13 protein-coding genes are annotated in these 15,123 nt (G+C 71.9%); 4 read left to right on the forward strand and 9 right to left on the reverse strand.

Translation table 11 applies throughout. The annotated features are described in order from the left end of the window. The 4 genes from ABD308_RS02000 to ABD308_RS02015 all read right to left on the reverse strand — a co-directional run. Positions 1-1,616 (reverse strand): phosphatase PAP2 family protein (locus ABD308_RS02000; RefSeq protein ID WP_344324504.1); only part of this gene is annotated, 1,616 nt, incomplete at its 3' end. A gap of 219 nt (positions 1,617-1,835) precedes the next feature. Next, complete coding sequence (locus ABD308_RS02005) at positions 1,836-2,495, reverse strand: class I SAM-dependent methyltransferase (protein ID WP_344324506.1); 660 nt, start codon at positions 2,493-2,495, stop codon at positions 1,836-1,838. 250 nt (positions 2,496-2,745) lie between these two features. After that, positions 2,746-3,276 (reverse strand): hypothetical protein, encoded by a 531-nt coding sequence (locus tag ABD308_RS02010; RefSeq protein ID WP_344324509.1) that lies wholly within the window; start codon positions 3,274-3,276, stop codon positions 2,746-2,748. Between the two features lie 181 nt (positions 3,277-3,457). After that, positions 3,458-4,090, reverse strand: a complete 633-nt coding sequence (locus tag ABD308_RS02015) for a peptidase inhibitor family I36 protein (protein ID WP_344324512.1) — start codon at positions 4,088-4,090, stop codon at positions 3,458-3,460. Between the two features lie 385 nt (positions 4,091-4,475). On the opposite strand from ABD308_RS02015, the gene ABD308_RS02020 reads away from it, so the two are divergent. Next, on the forward strand, positions 4,476-6,581 hold the full coding sequence (locus ABD308_RS02020; RefSeq protein ID WP_344324515.1) for an HAD-IIB family hydrolase: 2,106 nt from the start codon (positions 4,476-4,478) through the stop codon (positions 6,579-6,581). Positions 6,582-6,728: 147 nt separating this feature from the next. Beyond that, on the forward strand, positions 6,729-7,529 hold the full coding sequence (locus tag ABD308_RS02025; protein WP_344324518.1) for a DUF2182 domain-containing protein: 801 nt from the start codon (positions 6,729-6,731) through the stop codon (positions 7,527-7,529). 57 nt (positions 7,530-7,586) lie between these two features. On the opposite strand, the gene ABD308_RS02030 is transcribed toward ABD308_RS02025, so the two are convergent. Both ABD308_RS02030 and ABD308_RS02035 read right to left on the reverse strand, forming a co-directional pair. Beyond that, a complete protein-coding gene (locus ABD308_RS02030; protein WP_344324521.1) occupies positions 7,587-8,246 on the reverse strand; it encodes a DUF1326 domain-containing protein in 660 nt (219 codons plus the stop codon). An 819-nt stretch (positions 8,247-9,065) separates the two neighbouring features. Continuing rightward, a complete protein-coding gene (locus ABD308_RS02035) occupies positions 9,066-10,619 on the reverse strand; it encodes an MFS transporter (RefSeq protein ID WP_344324524.1) in 1,554 nt (517 codons plus the stop codon). Between the two features lie 212 nt (positions 10,620-10,831). Here ABD308_RS02035 and ABD308_RS02040 point away from each other — a divergent pair, with 212 nt between their 5' ends. Beyond that, the gene (locus ABD308_RS02040; protein ID WP_344324527.1) at positions 10,832-11,665 is read left to right on the forward strand and encodes a TetR/AcrR family transcriptional regulator; all 834 of its coding nucleotides are present in this window, start codon (positions 10,832-10,834) and stop codon (positions 11,663-11,665) included. A gap of 43 nt (positions 11,666-11,708) precedes the next feature. Here ABD308_RS02040 and ABD308_RS02045 read toward each other — a convergent pair whose 3' ends face one another. The 3 genes from ABD308_RS02045 to ABD308_RS02055 all read right to left on the reverse strand — a co-directional run bounded on the left by ABD308_RS02045 (position 11,709) and on the right by ABD308_RS02055 (position 14,204). Next, positions 11,709-12,059, reverse strand: coding sequence for a BP74-related protein (locus ABD308_RS02045; RefSeq protein ID WP_344324530.1), 351 nt, complete (start codon positions 12,057-12,059; stop codon positions 11,709-11,711). Positions 12,060-12,305: 246 nt separating this feature from the next. Next, positions 12,306-13,394, reverse strand: a complete 1,089-nt coding sequence (locus ABD308_RS02050; protein ID WP_344324532.1) for an RICIN domain-containing protein — start codon at positions 13,392-13,394, stop codon at positions 12,306-12,308. 108 nt (positions 13,395-13,502) lie between these two features. Further along, a complete protein-coding gene (locus ABD308_RS02055; RefSeq protein ID WP_344324535.1) occupies positions 13,503-14,204 on the reverse strand; it encodes a substrate-binding domain-containing protein in 702 nt (233 codons plus the stop codon). 87 nt (positions 14,205-14,291) lie between these two features. Between ABD308_RS02055 and ABD308_RS02060 the strand changes: the two genes are divergently transcribed. Continuing rightward, positions 14,292-15,059, forward strand: coding sequence for an IclR family transcriptional regulator (locus ABD308_RS02060; protein ID WP_344324538.1), 768 nt, complete (start codon positions 14,292-14,294; stop codon positions 15,057-15,059). The last annotated feature ends 64 nt before the right edge of the window (positions 15,060-15,123 follow it).

Here is a 15,123-nt window from a genome sequence, read left to right on the forward strand (position 1 = left end):
ATGACGTCGGGTTTGCCGTCGCCGGTGTAGTCCGCGACACCGACGAACGTGGCGTTGTTCCAGCCGACTCCGATCTCGACGCGTGCCCGGCTGCTGTATCCGTCTCCGGCCCCGGGGAAGAGGTGGAGGCTGCCGCTCGCGTCGTCCCGGGCGATGACGTCGGAGTATCCGTCGCCGTCGTAGTCGGCGGTTCCGGCGAAGGTCCATCCGGTGCCGGGAACGTAGGCGGGTGCCGGGGTGAGAACGGTGCCGCGGACGTAGGCGCCCAGGGAGTTGCCCGCCGTGATTCCGGCGTCGGCGTCCCAGCGGTAGTGCACGCCGAGGTAGAGGCGGCTCAGGGCGTTCTCCCGGGCGGCGGCGGTGAAGGTGGTGTAGGTGCGGGTGGCCCCCACCGCTTGCGGGTCGTCGGTGGTGGCGGTGAAGGTGACCTGGTCGCCGAAGAGGCCGCGCATCACCCCGGCCCAGGCCGCGCCGAAGGTGGCGTGGCCGGAGACGTAGGCGGGGAAGGGCGGGCTGAAGTGCTCGCCCGCCCGGTTGACGGACAGCGGCTGCCAGGCCGGGTCCGGGGTGATGGCCGGGCTGGTGCCCGGGTCCGCGAGCCGGATCGCGCTCTGCGGGCGCCACAGGTCGACGGCGCCCGCGTACTTGGCGTCCCAGGCGACGATCGAGGCGTCGGCCAGGGCCACCGCGACCAGGGCGAACAGCCTGGCGTTCTCCGTCTGGGTCAGCGCCTTCTGCTGGGCGACCGTCCGGGTGATGTCGAACAGCTGGCCGGGCGGCTTGTAGGTGCCGTCGACGTCGTTGGCCCAGAAGAACGCCTGCTTGGTCTGGTCGGCCGTGCGGGTGGTGGACGTGGCCGAGCCCAGGGACTTGACCTCGTTGACCTGCGCGGCGTAGGCGGGGTCGGCCAGCAGTGCCGCGTAGGAGGCGGCCTGCGCGGGAGGCTGGGGACGGAACTGCGCACCGGAGGTCATGGCGAACGGGGCGAGCCGGCCCCAGTTGGGGTTGGTCGGGGCCGACTGCCCCGGGTCCGTGGGCCGCCAGGCGCCGGGCACGTTGTCCAGGGTGTAGGACGGGTCCCAGGCGGGTGTGGTGCTCGGCCGGCTCTCGACCGCCACCCGGGCCACCTCGCTTCCGACCGCGGCTCCCTGGTTGCGGGCCGTCTGGGTGACGGAGGCCGGGATGGTGGCCCGTGCCGCGGCGAGGGCCTGGCTGAAGTCGGCGGCGAAGTCGTGGCCGGGGTTGAAGCCGGGGAAGAGTCCGACCAGGGTGTCGTGCGCGGCCTGGTCGATCGCCGCCTCGACCGAGGCGGTCCGGGGAGCCGGCACCACGGTCCGGTACGGACGGAACAGGCGATCGGCGGCGGGCATGACGGAGTCCACCGCGTCCCAGATCGCCGTGTGCATCACGGCTCCCGCGTGCGCCAGAGGCCCGGGACCGGTATCGCGGGTCTGCCGGTAGGCATCGAGCAGGACCTTGTTCCAGAAGATCACATGATCGGTGGGCCCGGTCACGGCCACCGCCTCTCCCGGCGGCACCAGCACGGCGGACCCCGCGACGGTCATCGCCGCGACCGCCACCATGCTGATCCGGTGGCGTATTCGAAAAGTACTCATTTCCCCCCTGGCGTAGAGATGGCAGTCGCGCTGGAGCGTGCGCCGGGGTTCGGCCGGGAATTGCTCGGCGGCCGAACCCGACTTGCGGCCACCACCTGACGGGCGGGACCACATGCCGGACGCATAGTTCGAACGCGTGCATGACAGACAGGCTAACGGGGGCGGTGGCCCGGGCGGAAGCGCTCTGATCGACTTCCTTCGTGGGCATCTGATCCACCTTCAGACCCCGGCGTCCGTAGTGTCCGGTTTCGATTCGCCGGATCGGAAGACCAGCAGATAGCGCCAGAACAGCAGTCGGCGAATGCTGGAGCCGGGCAGCAGTGCCGCGGCCTCCCGGCGGATCTCGTCCAGAGACATGGTCGGCGGCGTCACCGGCGCCTTGGCCCGCGCCCGGCCGTCCGCCGCGGCAGGGCGGATCCTGTCAACCACGGCAACGGCGAGTCTCGCGCCGGCGTTGACGGGCACGGCGGCCACGCTCCATGCCCGGTCGAGAAGGCTCTTCTCCGGATAGCACCCCAAGACCACCAGAACTCCGCCGGGGGCGAGCGCGTCACGCAGAACGGCGACCGTGTCGAAGGGCATGTGATGAATGCTCGCCAGGCACGAGATGAAGTCGTAGTGCCCCTCGGGCAGTTCGACGGTCGAGGCATCCGCCTGCCGGAAGCGCGGGCTCCCGGCGCCTCCTGCCCCTTCCGACCTGGAGCGCGCCTCCGCGATGACCTCCGCGGACGGATCGATCGCATCGACCTCGACGCCCAGAGCGGCGAGGCGTCGCGCAAAACGGCCGGTCCCGCAGCCGACATCCAGAGCCGCACCACAACTCCTCGGCACCTGGCGCACCAGCAAACGGTGATAGTGGTCGTTGTGATCGAAAGGCATGCCCCGACCCTGCCACAGCGAACGCGCCCACCCGATCCTCCCAGACCACCCGTCAGATCACCGAGGCCCTCATCGGCTAGGACTTGTCCGCCCGATCGTATGACGGTCGCCTGGTCGGACCGTTGTCCCGAGCATGGGCGGGAACGGTTGTGGCCGTTCGGTGGACGGCCCACGGGCTTCGACGAAGACCGGTACAGGAAGCGAAACACCGTCAGCAGCGTGATCGGCTGGACAGCTCCTCGCGGCAGCCTCAGTCGTCAGCCGCGACGAGGAGAGTGAGTGTCGCTGCCGGGCGGTCGATGAGGACGAGTTCGTGGTAGTCGATGTGGACCGGGCCGTAGTCGTGGAACGCGTCCTCCGGAAGCTGTCCCAGCAGGTGTCTGCTGGTCGCTTTGCGGATCGGGGTGCAGATCTCCTGACGCAGGCGCGATGCGAGCGATTCCGGGACGTCCCCGTGCTGGTAGGCCCAGGAGTGGATGACATCGACTGCCGTCTCGGCATCGACGGTCGCGTAGGCGTCAGGGGCGATGTGGTCAAGCCACCACTGGCCGTGCCGTGGCCAGTCTTGAACGCCGGCTCCGTCGTACGTGTCCCGAAACTGAGGATGCGCGATCAAGGCGGCCAGAACGTCTCGGTCGTCCCGCACCTCGGGCGATAGCTGGAAACGCTTGGCGTCAATCCAGCGGTAGCCGTGGGAGCCCTCGCCGAAGTCGAAGTCTCGGAAATTGATGAAAGGGCTGTCCAGGTAGACAAGGGCGGGCGCGGATTCCACAGTGGTCATCGCTGACCAGCCGGTGGCTTGAGCTCTACAGTGCCGATGTCCATCACCTCCTCGACGAAGTGTACGAGGACGGCGCGACGCTGATCCTGCCGGGCTTCATGGAAATCACCGACAAAGCGGAAATGCACCGTAGCGGGCCCGGGCATGCCGTCCGGCGGACGGCATGCCCGGGCCGCTGGGGTCAGCGGGGCTTCACCCGGAACCCGTAGAAGGTGGTGTCGTAGCTCTGGTAGGTGTGGGGCGGGATGTCCACGGCCCGGGCGTTCTGGCAGGAGCCGTTCGTGTCGAACAGCGAGACGGTGTGGTCGGTCGTGTTGTAGACGCTCCGGGCGGCGACCCCGCCGCTGGTGCAGAAGCCGAAGTTCCAGTCGGAGTTCTGCGCGACGGCACCGGAATAGTCGTCGTTCTGGTAGAAGCACACCGAGTCCTGCGCGCAGACCGGGGCCATCCGGAACCCGGTGATCTCGGTGGCGACCTTCGGCGCCGAGGTACCGGGGGCGAGGACGGTGGAGGGGGTGCCCGAACACGGCTCGGCGACGTACGTCTCGATCTGGAACCGCGTCCTGTTGTAGAACGAGTGGATCCTCGACCTGCTTCCGTCGGGCCAGGGGAGCTCGATCCTCACGCACCTCGTCACCCTGCCCGGGGTCTGCTGGAGCTGGCCCTCGAAGTCGGGCTCCGACCAGGCGCAGACATTGCCCGCCTTGCAGTCGTCCTCTCCTGCGGCGTGGGCGGGCGCGACGGCGCCGGGAAGAACGGTGACGGCGAGCGCGGCGGCCACGGCCGCCAAGCGCCGCACGACTGACGTGCGCATGTGTGTCCTCGATACCGGAGAAGGGGTGCAGACAAACGATCCGACGGTAGGGTCCACACGAGGCCCACACAGCGGACGACAAGCGGAAACGACCCGATCGTGTGAAGCCCGGGCGCGGGCACGGCCCCCAGCGACGTCCTTCCCACCGAACGTGGAACACCTGTGCTCCGGCTGGAGAGCCGCCTGATCCCCGGCACCGGGACGACCGGCTCCCGGCCTGCCTGGCCGCCGCGGCGGTCTGCGGAGCCGCGGCGACCACGGGCCCGGGCTCCAGCGCGGCCCTGCGCGCCGACGACCTGCCGCAGTGGCCGAAGTACACGTCGTGACCGCCCGATTCTGATGTGAACACTTCACGACCCTGGGTGATCGTGTTAGCGTCCGTCGGATGTCGAGGATTCTGGTCACCGATCTGGACGGCACCCTGCTCGGTGGTGCGAACGGCGACCGCCTCCGCCTCCGGGACGCCCTGGCCCGCCATCCCGAGGTGACCGTGGTCTTCGCCACCGGCCGGGGAGCGGCCTCGGTCCGTCAGGTGCTGCGCGACCCACTGCTGCCGCGTCCGCGGTGGATCGTCGCCGACGTCGGCGCCACCGTCCTCGACGGCACCGACCTCTCCGCCGTGGAGCCGCTGCAGGGGCAGCTGCGTACGGGATGGCCGGGCCGCGAGCGGGTGCGCGCCGCGCTGGACCACCTGCCGGCGCTCGCCTACCAGCACGGTGTGGCCCAGGAGGGCCGCTGCTCGTACTACCTCGCCCCGCAGGACCTCACGCCCGAGGTCACCTCGGCGGTGGCGGCGCTCGGCTGTACGTGGGTGTACTCGGCCGACCGCTACTTCGACGTGCTGCCGCCGCACGTGTCCAAGGGCGCCGCGGTCCGGGCGCTGGCGGACAAGCTGGCCTGGCCGGCGGAGTCGGTCCTGGTGGCCGGCGACTCCCTCAACGACCTCTCGCTGTTCCGTCTCGGCGCCCACGGGGTGATCGTGGCCGGTGCCGAACCCGCGCTGGCAGTGGCGGTCGGCGACGACCCGCTGGTCCACCGCCCCGACGGCCCGGGCGCGGCCGGCATCCTCGCGGCGCTCAGCGCCCTGGGCTGGGTGACCCCGCCCGCCCACCGCCCGCGCGTCCGGCACGCACTCGTCGTCGGCTACCACCGCCCGCCCGCCCACCGGAGGAAGGGCGGCACCCGGGCCCCCTCCAGCCCCAACGGCATCCTGCCCACGCTGACCAGCGCCTTCGCCGACGGACTGCCCGGCGTCTGGGTCGCCGCCACGACCCCCGGCTCCCCGGTGGCAGAGGGCCCGGAACCCCGGAAGCGGCGCGGTGATTCGTCCCTCTCCCTGATGCCGCTGACCGCGGACCAGTGGAGCGGCTACTTCCACCAGGCCTGCAAGGAGACCCTGTGGCCGATCCTGATGTCCGAGCCGAACCGCTCGGTGTTCCGGGAGGACTCCTGGGCCGCCTACCGCGCCGTGAACGCCCGCTTCGCCGAACACATCGCCGCCCGGGCCGCACCCGGCGCGACCGTCTGGCTGCACGACTACAACCTCTGGCTGGTGCCGGGACTCCTGCGCGCCACCCGGCCCGACCTGCGCACCGGACTGTTCCACCACACACCCTTCCCGCCGGCGGAGACCTTCGCCGCCCTGCCCGTCGCCGCGGAACTGCGCGCCTCCCTCACCGGGTTGGACTGGGCCGGCTTCCACACCGCCGGCTTCGCCGAGCACTTCCAGGACGCCATGGCGGGGGCGGCCGCCGTGCCGCGCGTCGGAGTCCACCCCCTGGGGATCGACCGGCAGGCCATCGAGGTGATCGCGCGCTCCCGGCCACCGCGGGACCGGCCCGCCGCCCATCGTGTGGTGCTGTCGGTCGAACGCCTCGACTACGCCAAGGCCCCGGTGCAGAAGGTCGACGCCCTGGACCGCCTGCTCGCCGCCCGACCGGACCTGTGCGGCCAGGTGACCTTCCGCCTCGTCTGCCCCCCGCCCGAACCGGGGCTCACCGCCTACGACACCACCCGGGCCCTGCTCGAACAGCGCGTCGGCCAGGTGAACCACGCCTGGCGCCGGGACGGTTGGCGACCGGTCGACTACCGCCCCGGAAACCTCTCCTTCCCCGAGGTCGTCGACGAGTACCTGGGCGCCGACGTGTTCTGGGTGACCTCCCTCCAGGACGGCATGAACCTCACGGCCAAGGAGTTCGTCGCCGCTCAAACCGCCCTCCCGTGGCACGACACCCGCGGACCGGGCGTCCTGGTGCTCTCCCGCCACACCGGCGCCGCCGCGACCTTCGGTGACACGGCCCTGCTCACCGACCCGAACTCACCCGAGGACCTCACCACCACGCTGGCCCGCGCCCTCGACACCAGCCCGGCGGAACGCCGCCGCCGCATGGAGCGCCTGTCCGCCCTGCTCGGCCGCGAACGGCCGGTGCGATGGGCGACGCGGATCATCGACGCGATCCGTCAGGCCCCGAAGCCGCTCCGACACCACTGACGCCGCGTCGACGAGGACCCCGATCGGGTAACCGGGTGATCTTCCGGCCAGGTGGTCGCCGCCGGTCGATCGGCGGCCGGGGAGCGTGACGGGGTGTTGCCGTCGGCGCGCATGTGCTGTCCTGGAAGGACCGGACAGGAGAGCGTCATGGGTACCGTCACCGTGGAGAAGCAGCCGCTGCGCACCGGGGTGCTGATGCCTGCCAGGGAACTGGCCGTGGCGTGGAGCCTGATCGCGGTGATCGCGGCGCTGGCCTGGGTGTTCACGGCCGGGCAGGCCCGGGACATGGGGATCGAACCCGGCACGATGGGGATGGCGCTGCCGCTGTTCCTGCTGCTGTGGCTGGCGATGATGGCCGCGATGATGCTGCCCTCGGTCGCCCCGGTGGCGGTGACCTGGGCCCGAGGCATCGCCCGGAGGTCGAGCGGCGCCGAGCGGGCGGTGCGCACGACGGAGTTCCTGGGCGGCTACCTGCTGGTGTGGACGGCGTTCGGGTTGCTGGCGTACGGCGGACTGGCGCTCACCGGGGACTGGGTGGAGCGCGATCCCGACGTCGGCAGGTGGATCGGTGCGGCGGCGTTCGCGCTGGCCGGGCTGTACCAGCTGGGGCCGCTGAAGTACGTGTGTCTGCGGCACTGCCGCAGCCCGATGGCGCAGCTCATGCACTACGCCGGGTGGCGGCCCCCGGTGCGGGACCTGCGGGTGGGCCTGCACCACGGCGGGTACTGCCTGGGCTGCTGCTGGGCGCTGATGGTGGTGCTGCTGCCGCTCGGAGTGATGAATCTGGCGGCGATGGCGGGTATCGCGGTGGTGGTCTTCCTGGAGAAGCTCTGGCGCCGCGGGCCGGTTCTGGCCCGGGTCGCCGGGGTGGCGTTCCTCGTGCTCGCCGTGCTGGCGCCGTTCCAGAGCTGGCTGCTGCCAGGACTCACCCCCGGCGACATGATGTAGCGCTCACGGCCGGGACCGGGCGGTCGCACCTCGAAGCGCCGGAGCGGGGGACGTGGCTCAGTCCGGGCCGTTCCAGTCGAACGGGAAGTGCTTGCTGGACGTTCCGGTGCGGTCCCAGGCGAACCCGAACACGTTCGCCCGGTGGGTGGTGGCACGTCCCCAGGTGGCCGTCTGGCCCGGCCCGACCTCCGCGCCGGGGGCGTTCCGGACCTGGACGCGTGCGCCTTCGGGCGTCGTCGGCCCGGTGAGCGCTTCCGCGGCCGCGCTGACCCGGCCGGGGATCTCCGCGCTCCAGGCGGCGAGGTCCTCGTCGACGGTCACCTCGATGGGCGCGAACTCCATGCCCCGCATCTCGGGGTGGAACATCTCGACGAACTGCGCGGGCCACCCGCCGGCCTGTCCGCCGAAGATCGCGCCCAGCGCGGCCCGCTGCTGCTCGTCGGCGCGCTCGTCGAAGAAGACGGCGGCGCTCGGGTCGGTGTGCTCGCCGGTCCACGGATTGCCGACGAAGTAGCCGACCATCAGGACGTTGAGGCCGTCGAGTCGCACGTCGCCGTAGGTGCCCTCACGGATGTGCCAGGCCATGATGCCGTCGCAGTCCCCGAAGGTGGGCGGCTGGGCGAACGTGCAGGGGCAGGGGATGGCGCACTTGCAGGTGTCGAACCAATCACCGGCGACGTGCCAGCGTGTATCCGTTGTGGTGGCTTGTTCGGTCATCTCGCATCCCTCCCGCCACCCCCGAGGGGTCGGTCGGGCGAGGCCGCTGTCCCGAGTCCGCTCCCGGGATCACCGGAGCGGCCTCCCTTCCAGCGTGCTCTCTCCGGGCCGCCCTGGGAAGGCGCGCCGACCACCTCGCCATGGGCCGATGGGCCTGATCGCCCGGCACGTCGCGCCACGTCACCGGCTGGAAGCCACGCGTGACGGCGGAGCAGGCGGGGCGACCGCCGACCCGCGCGCCGAGGCCGAGGACTCCGCGCCGTCCCGGAGGGCGTCGTCGCCGAAGGCTCCGGAAAACAGCACTGGCGTCGGTAGGCGGTAGCGCAGCGTGGAGATGGAATGTACGCTGCGTGTCGCTGGCGAATGGCATGCGGGCCCGGTTGCCGCTCCGTGGGGGAGTCGTGTCCAGGCCCGGCCGCCAGTAGGGGGGTCCGGTTGTGCTCGTGGGGGAGCTACAGCCGGACCCGCCAGCGGCGGTACCGGCGGTCTTCCCTGACGGGCGGGGTTCCGGCCGTCGGCGCCGGGCTTGGCGTGACGGCCGGAATCCGGGTGTGGGCGCCCGCCCGTCGTCGATCCGCCCGCAGGACAGTGGTGGTTCGCGGTGGTGCCCGTCGTTTCCTCGGCTCCGCGCGGTGCTTGACGCCGTCTCACCGGATCGGGAGTCGTTCCGACGTGGCGAGGAGTGTGTCCGGGCGCTCGACGCGGCAGGCGTGGTCGCCGGCGGTCCCTTCCCGGAGCGGCGGCGGTGCTCAACCGCCCGTTCCGACTCCCCGGGACGTCGCCGGGGAGTCGGAACGGGCGGAGTGCCGGGCGCGGGGGTCATGCAGGTTGAGTGGTCCCGGCCTCGGTCCCGGTCTCGTTCCGGTTGCGGGCGGTGCGGAGCAGGGTGGCGATGAGGACGGCCGCCGCGGTCATCAGGACGGCGCTGACGACCGAGGCGATCCGGGCTTCCTGGGCGAAGGCGTCGAAGGCCGCGTCGCGCAGGGAGTCGGCGGTGCCCGTCGGGAGGGTGCTGGCGGTCTCGACCGCGCCGCCGAGGGTGCTCTTCGCCGCGTCCAGTTGGTCGGGCGTCAGGCTGTCGGGGGCGCTGTCGGCCAGCTGGGACCGGTAGACGGTGGTGCCGATGCTCCCCAGGATCGCGATGCCCAGGGCGCCGCCGAACTCGGCCGAGGTCTCGGCCAGGGCGGAGGCGGCTCCGGCCCGTTCCGGTGGTGCGGCGGAGAGGATCACCTCGGTGACGACGGCGGAGACGGCGCCGATGCCGATCGAGACGACGGCCATGCCGCTGACCAGGTGGACGATTCCCGAGTCGGCCCGCAGCAGGGTCAGCAGGAGGTAGCCGGCGGTCGCCACCAGGAGCCCGGCGGCGACCACGTTGGGCGTGCCCACGCGGGGGGCGGCCGCGGTGGCGAGCGCGATGCCCACGGGCATCACGAGGAAGGTGGGCAGGGACCACAGCGCCGATTCCAGCGGGCCCATGTCCAGGACGAGTTGCATGAACTGCCAGTTGAACAGGCTGAAGCCGACCAGCCCGAAGGTCGCCAGCGCGTCGATGAGCAGGGGCACCGTGAAGCGGCGGGTGCGGAACAGCTTCAGGTCGATCATCGGGTGCGCGGCCAGGTGCTGGCGGCGCAGGAACGCGGCCCCCACGGCGAGTCCGGCGGCGCAGCAGGCCAGGGGGGTCCATCCGGGGCCGTGTTCCGCCATGGCCTTGATGCCGTAGATGACGCTGAGCACGGCCACCAGGGACAGGGCGGCGCCGAGCAGGTCGAAGCGGCCCGGCACGGGGTCGCGGTGCTCGGGGAGCAGCAGCGGGGCGAGGACCAGCAGCAGGACCATCACCGGCACGTTGATGAGGAAGACCGATCCCCACCAGAAGTGCTCCAGGAGCAGGCCGCCGATGATCGGGCCCAGGATGGCGCCGCCCGCGAATCCGGCGGTCCAGATGCCGACCGCGGTGGCCCGCTGCGCGGCGTCGTGGAACATGCTCCGGATCAGGGACAGGGTGGAGGGCGCCAGGGTGGCACCGGCGATGCCGAGGAGCATGCGGGCCGCGATGAGGGTGGCCGGGCTGGTCGCGCAGGCCGCCAGGACCGAGGCGACGCCGAAGGCCGCGGCGCCCGCGAGCAGGACCCGCCGTCGCCCGAAGCGGTCGCCGAGGGTGCCCATGGTGATGAGCAGCCCGGCGAGGAGGAACCCGTAGGAGTCCATGATCCACAGCTGCTCGGAGCCGCTCGGCCCGAGGTCGGCCGCCAGGGACGGCAGGGTGATGAACATGACGGACATGTCCATGGACGCGAGCAGGCAGGGCAGCACCAGGACGGCGAGACCGACCCACTCCCTGCTTCCGGCTCTTCCTTGTTGTGCGGTCATGCCCTCTTCCGATCCGTGCGAGACCCGGCGGACGGGTGGCTGTCCGTCGGGTGCGTACGCCGTACGCATTGACGGAATACACAGTACGCAGGTCGGAGAATCCGGGGCAACGGCTTTTTACGTGCTCATTTGATCCTGGAGCAAGGGGGCTCGCGTCGGCGGGATAGAATTTCGTCACACCATCCGGGGTTGTGACGAAAAGGAGTGCGTCGATGTCCGTGCAGCCGACCTGCGCCTCGTGCGGAAGCGCGCTGGAGCCCGCCGAGCGGGGGCGGCCGAGGGTCTACTGTTCCCGCGCGTGCCAGGCGAAGGGCTATCGGGCCCGCAGGGCGGAGGCGCCGGCCGGTGTCCCGGAGGACGAGGGCGGCGGGCGGCACCTCACCGTCGAGCGCATCGTGCGGGCCGGGATCGTCGTCGCGGACGCGGAGGGGCTCGACGCGCTGTCGATGCGCCGGGTCGCCACGGAGCTGGGCACCGGCACGATGTCCCTGTACCGGCACGTGGCGTCCAAGGACGACCTGGTGACCCTGATGGTCGAGGCCGCGATGGCCGACGTGCCGTTGCCCGACTCGCCCGCGCGGGACTGGCGTCACGGCCTCGAACGCGCCGCGTACCGCGACTGGGAGCTGTACCACCGCCACCCGTGGATCCTGTCGAGGGTCATGGTGACGACCCGCGCGTACTTCAGCCCGGCCCTCGCGGCGGACAGCGAGAGCGCCTTCGCCTCGTTCGACGGGCTTGACCTCGAACCGGCCGACGCCTTCCGGTACATGTTCATGTTCGCCTCGTACGTGCAGGGCGTGGCGCTGATCCTCGTCAGCGACGCGGAGGCCGAGCGGCAGTCGAGGGCCGCCACGCGACAGGGCGCGAAGGCTCCGGACGACGCGCAGAGCCCGCTGTACGAACCCGGGGCCTACCCCCGGCTGGCCCGCGCCATGCGCGCGGGCGCCGACCCGTGGGACCTCGACGCGCTGTTCGCCTCGGGCCTCGCCGGTGTCCTGGACGGCATCGCGGCGGATCTCGCCCGACGGCGCGCCGACACCTGAGTCCGCCGCGGACGGGCCGCGGGCGCGGATGCCCTGATGGATGTCAGGTGTCGAGCTCGCGGGTGATCTTCGAGCGGGCGGGGGCCCAGAGGCGCTCCGGAAGGAACCCCTCCTCGCCGACGTGGTCGAGGTTCATCGCCACGTAGTGCGCCGAGGCGTCGCAGTCCGCATCGGCCTCGTGGAAGAAGGCGATGCTGTCGGGGGCCAGGTGGAAGTTCCACTCCGGGTTGTGTTCCGCCTTCTCCGCGACGATCCGGCCCTGGACGTGCACCGCGGTCGTCTCGACGCCCGCCAGGATGTCCCGGGCCTGCCTGATCCTCCCTTCGTCGTCCAGTCGGAAGACGAACTCGTCGTCGTTCGGGGCTGCTTCGAGGCCGAAGCGGGCAGTCGCCATGGCGCCATCTCCTCACGGGTACGGAAGGCGCGACAGGGGCCGAACCCGCAGCACCGGGTCCCGGGGTCGTCGCCCTCCGAGGACGTTCGACAGCGGAACGCCGCCGAGCCGGGACTGTAACGCGTCGAAGGGCTCGGCCTGGCGGGACGGCTCGAAAGGTCACCCGAACGGGGAGTCGTGCGAACAGGTTTTCAGCGCGCCGGGTGTGCTCCGTGCGCGGGGCACACCCGGCGCGCGGGGCGTGCGTCAGTCGGTGGCCCAGGTGATGTCGCGCTCGTCGATGAAGTAACGGCCGTCGAAGCAGAGGAACACCTTGTGTTCGGTGTCGTTGTCGGCGATCCAGCTCCTGTCCCACTGGATGACGGTGCCGGCGCCGTCACGCTTGGCGTAGTAGGTGCCTTCCCGGCGTTCGGGCCGGCTGTAGAAGGCGTGCCCGCTGCTCAGCCGGTGGTCGGTCCTGACGAGGGCCTCGCTGCCGCCGATCCGGTCGAAGAGGCGGGCGGGGAAGTTGGTGCGGGCCACGACCTTGGGTGGGACGTAGTGCACGTCGACCTCGTCGGCGTCGACGTAGCGGGCGGGGTCGCCGGCGAGGCGGTGGAAGGTCTTGCGGACCCGGCCGGGTCCTTCGAAGCCTTCGGTGTAGGCGGTGAGTCCGTCCTCCTTCTCCTTCCGGTACCAGGTGGTGCGGGAGAAGTCGTCGAAGGCGAAGGAGTCCAGCGCCGTTCCGGCGGCCAGGGTGCGGCCCGCGACCTCCAGCAGGTACGGCTCGTCGATGAACTCGATCACCCGCGAGCGCCGCTCGTACAGGCGCGCGGTGACCCGGACGCGGCCGGTGCCCGGGGCGAGGCCGGCCACCGGGTCGGCCTGTGGCGCCGCCGGGGCGGTGGGGAGCCAGGTGGTGCAGGTCTGGTCCTGGGCACCGGCGTTGGCCTCCAGCGCGAGCGGCCGGCCGGCGGCGGCCCCGGTGGGAGCGGCGAGGCCCAGGACGCAGCCGGAGAAGTCGTTGATGGCCTTCACGCGCTCGGTGCCGCTCGGGGTGTAGGCCCGCCAGGTCTGGCGCCAGTACGAGGTGTCCTTCCCGTCGTCCGGGAACTTCGGGCGCAGCGTGACCGCCGCGCCGGCGGTGGTGCCCTCGGCGGTCAGGTAGAGGCCGGTGGCCACGTGCCGGATCCGCGACTGGGCCACCCGGAACCGCTCGGCGGCCCAGGTGTGGGGTGCGGCCCCTCCGTCCGGGACGAGTGTCACCGCCCTGCCTTCCCCCGCGTCGGCCCGCACCGCCTGGGACGGGGCGGTGTGCGGGCGCAGGACGAACGGTTCTGCCGGCCAGTCGGCCATCGTGATCAACCTCTCGACGGGAATCCGTGAGCAATCGTCAATCATGATCGGCCTTCCGGCCGTTCGGGCGCCAGTGCGGACGGGGCGGGCGCTCCGCCGGGCGATGCGTCAGTGGTGCCGGCCGGCGGCCCGCATGCCGTGGGCGTGAGCGGTGCTCGCGGCGGCGTCGGAGCCGAGGAGGTCGAGGACCGCGGCGGCGCGGCCGGGCTCGGAGGAGGTCGCCGGCACGCCGCCGGTGAAGGTCGAACTGATCGCGGCGCTTCCCGGCAACGGCCCGACGACGGTGACGCCCGGCAGGCCCATCAGTTCGCTGTGCTGTTGGAACGCCAGGTCGGCGTCGCCGGACGCGAGCATGCTGCCCACCGGCACCCCGGGGGGTGCCTGGACGAGCTTGCCCCGCACCTCGTCGGAGAGGCCGAGCCGGTCGATCAGGCCGACGACGGCCGTCCCGCTCGGGCCGGTGGAGTAGGCGATCCTCGCCGCGGCCAGCAGAGCGGCCCGTAGGTCGGCCTCCGAACCGAGCGCCGGGGCCGGCGAGCCCCCGGGTACGGCGGCGACGACCTGGGAGATCCACAGCGGCCGCAGCGTACCGGCGAGGACATGGCCTTCGGCGGCCAGGGCGGCCATCGCGTCATCGGCGAGTACGAGCAGATCGGCCTCGGCGCCCGCGCGGACCCGCCGTGCGATGTCGACCCCGCCGGCCGACTCGAAGCCCACCGGTATCCCGTGGGCCTGTCGGATGTGTTCGGAAAGTTCGGCCAGGATCACCCGGGTCGCCATCGAGGACAGTCCGGAAATCTCTCGCTGCACGTCGCCTCCTTGCGTCCGGGCGATGGTACGACGCACAAGTGAGCAGCTCAACGCGGGGCCACCCGGTCGGTCTGCGAGACTGGGCGGGTGAGCGCAACCCCGGGCACCGCGGCTGGAAAGGTTCTGCAGGTCCTCTCGACCTTCGATCGTGAGCGACGGTCGCAGACCTTGTCGGAGATCGCCCAGCGCACCGGCCTCGCGCTGAGCACCACGCATCGGGTGGTGCGGGAGCTGGCCGACTGGGGGGCGCTCGAACGCGCGGAGGACGGCTCGTGGCACGTCGGGCTGTGGCTGTGGGAGATCGCGTCGGGGTGCCCCCGCACCCAGATCCTGCGCGACGTGGCGCTGCCCTTCATGCAGGACCTCTACGAGGCGACGCACGAGAACATCCAGCTCGCCGTGCGCGAGGGCACCGAGCTCGTCTTCGTCGAGCGGATCGCCGGGCACCGCTCGGTCGAGCTGGTGACGATGGTCGGCGCGCGCTTCCCGGTCGGCTCGACCGGGATGGGGCGGGTGCTGCTGGCGCACGCGCCGCGGGACATCCAGGAGGCCGTTCTCGACGCGCCGTTGCAGGCCTGGACCGCCCACACGCTCACCGATCCGAAGGCGCTGCGGGCGCAGCTCGACCGGATCCGTCGCGAGCAGGTCATCGTCAGCGACCGGCAGCTCTCCGAGACCACGGTCGCGGTGGCCGCGCCGGTGCGGATCGGCCGGACCGGGCCCGTCAGCGCCGCCTTGGGGATCGTCATCGCGGCGCGCGGAGCGGGCCGCGCCCGCGGGCTGCGCGAGCCGCTCCTGAGGGCCGCGTCCGGCATCTCCGAGGAGCTCGGACGCCGGACCCGCGCGACGGCCTGAAGCAGGGAGCGCTTCCGCCTGACGGAAACGCTGCTGACTGCGAGTGCTCCCGGATGCCAGCGTT

Source organism: Kitasatospora putterlickiae, from assembly GCF_039527695.1.
Classification (GTDB): domain Bacteria; phylum Actinomycetota; class Actinomycetes; order Streptomycetales; family Streptomycetaceae; genus Kitasatospora; species Kitasatospora putterlickiae.

Bases quoted from the DNA above. Each gene is read 5' to 3' on its own strand.
- ABD308_RS02040 (WP_344324527.1), top strand. From the start codon at position 10,832: ATGTCCGTGCAGCCGACCTGCGCCTCGTGCGGAAGCGCGCTGGAGCCC.
- ABD308_RS02030 (WP_344324521.1), bottom strand. From the start codon at position 8,246: ATGACCGAACAAGCCACCACAACGGATACACGCTGGCACGTCGCCGGT.
- ABD308_RS02015 (WP_344324512.1), bottom strand. From the start codon at position 4,090: ATGCGCACGTCAGTCGTGCGGCGCTTGGCGGCCGTGGCCGCCGCGCTC.
- ABD308_RS02020 (WP_344324515.1), top strand. From the start codon at position 4,476: ATGTCGAGGATTCTGGTCACCGATCTGGACGGCACCCTGCTCGGTGGT.
- ABD308_RS02035 (WP_344324524.1), bottom strand. From the start codon at position 10,619: ATGACCGCACAACAAGGAAGAGCCGGAAGCAGGGAGTGGGTCGGTCTC.
- ABD308_RS02045 (WP_344324530.1), bottom strand. From the start codon at position 12,059: ATGGCGACTGCCCGCTTCGGCCTCGAAGCAGCCCCGAACGACGACGAG.
- ABD308_RS02025 (WP_344324518.1), top strand. From the start codon at position 6,729: ATGGGTACCGTCACCGTGGAGAAGCAGCCGCTGCGCACCGGGGTGCTG.
- ABD308_RS02005 (WP_344324506.1), bottom strand. From the start codon at position 2,495: ATGCCTTTCGATCACAACGACCACTATCACCGTTTGCTGGTGCGCCAG.
- ABD308_RS02010 (WP_344324509.1), bottom strand. From the start codon at position 3,276: ATGACCACTGTGGAATCCGCGCCCGCCCTTGTCTACCTGGACAGCCCT.
- ABD308_RS02050 (WP_344324532.1), bottom strand. From the start codon at position 13,394: ATGGCCGACTGGCCGGCAGAACCGTTCGTCCTGCGCCCGCACACCGCC.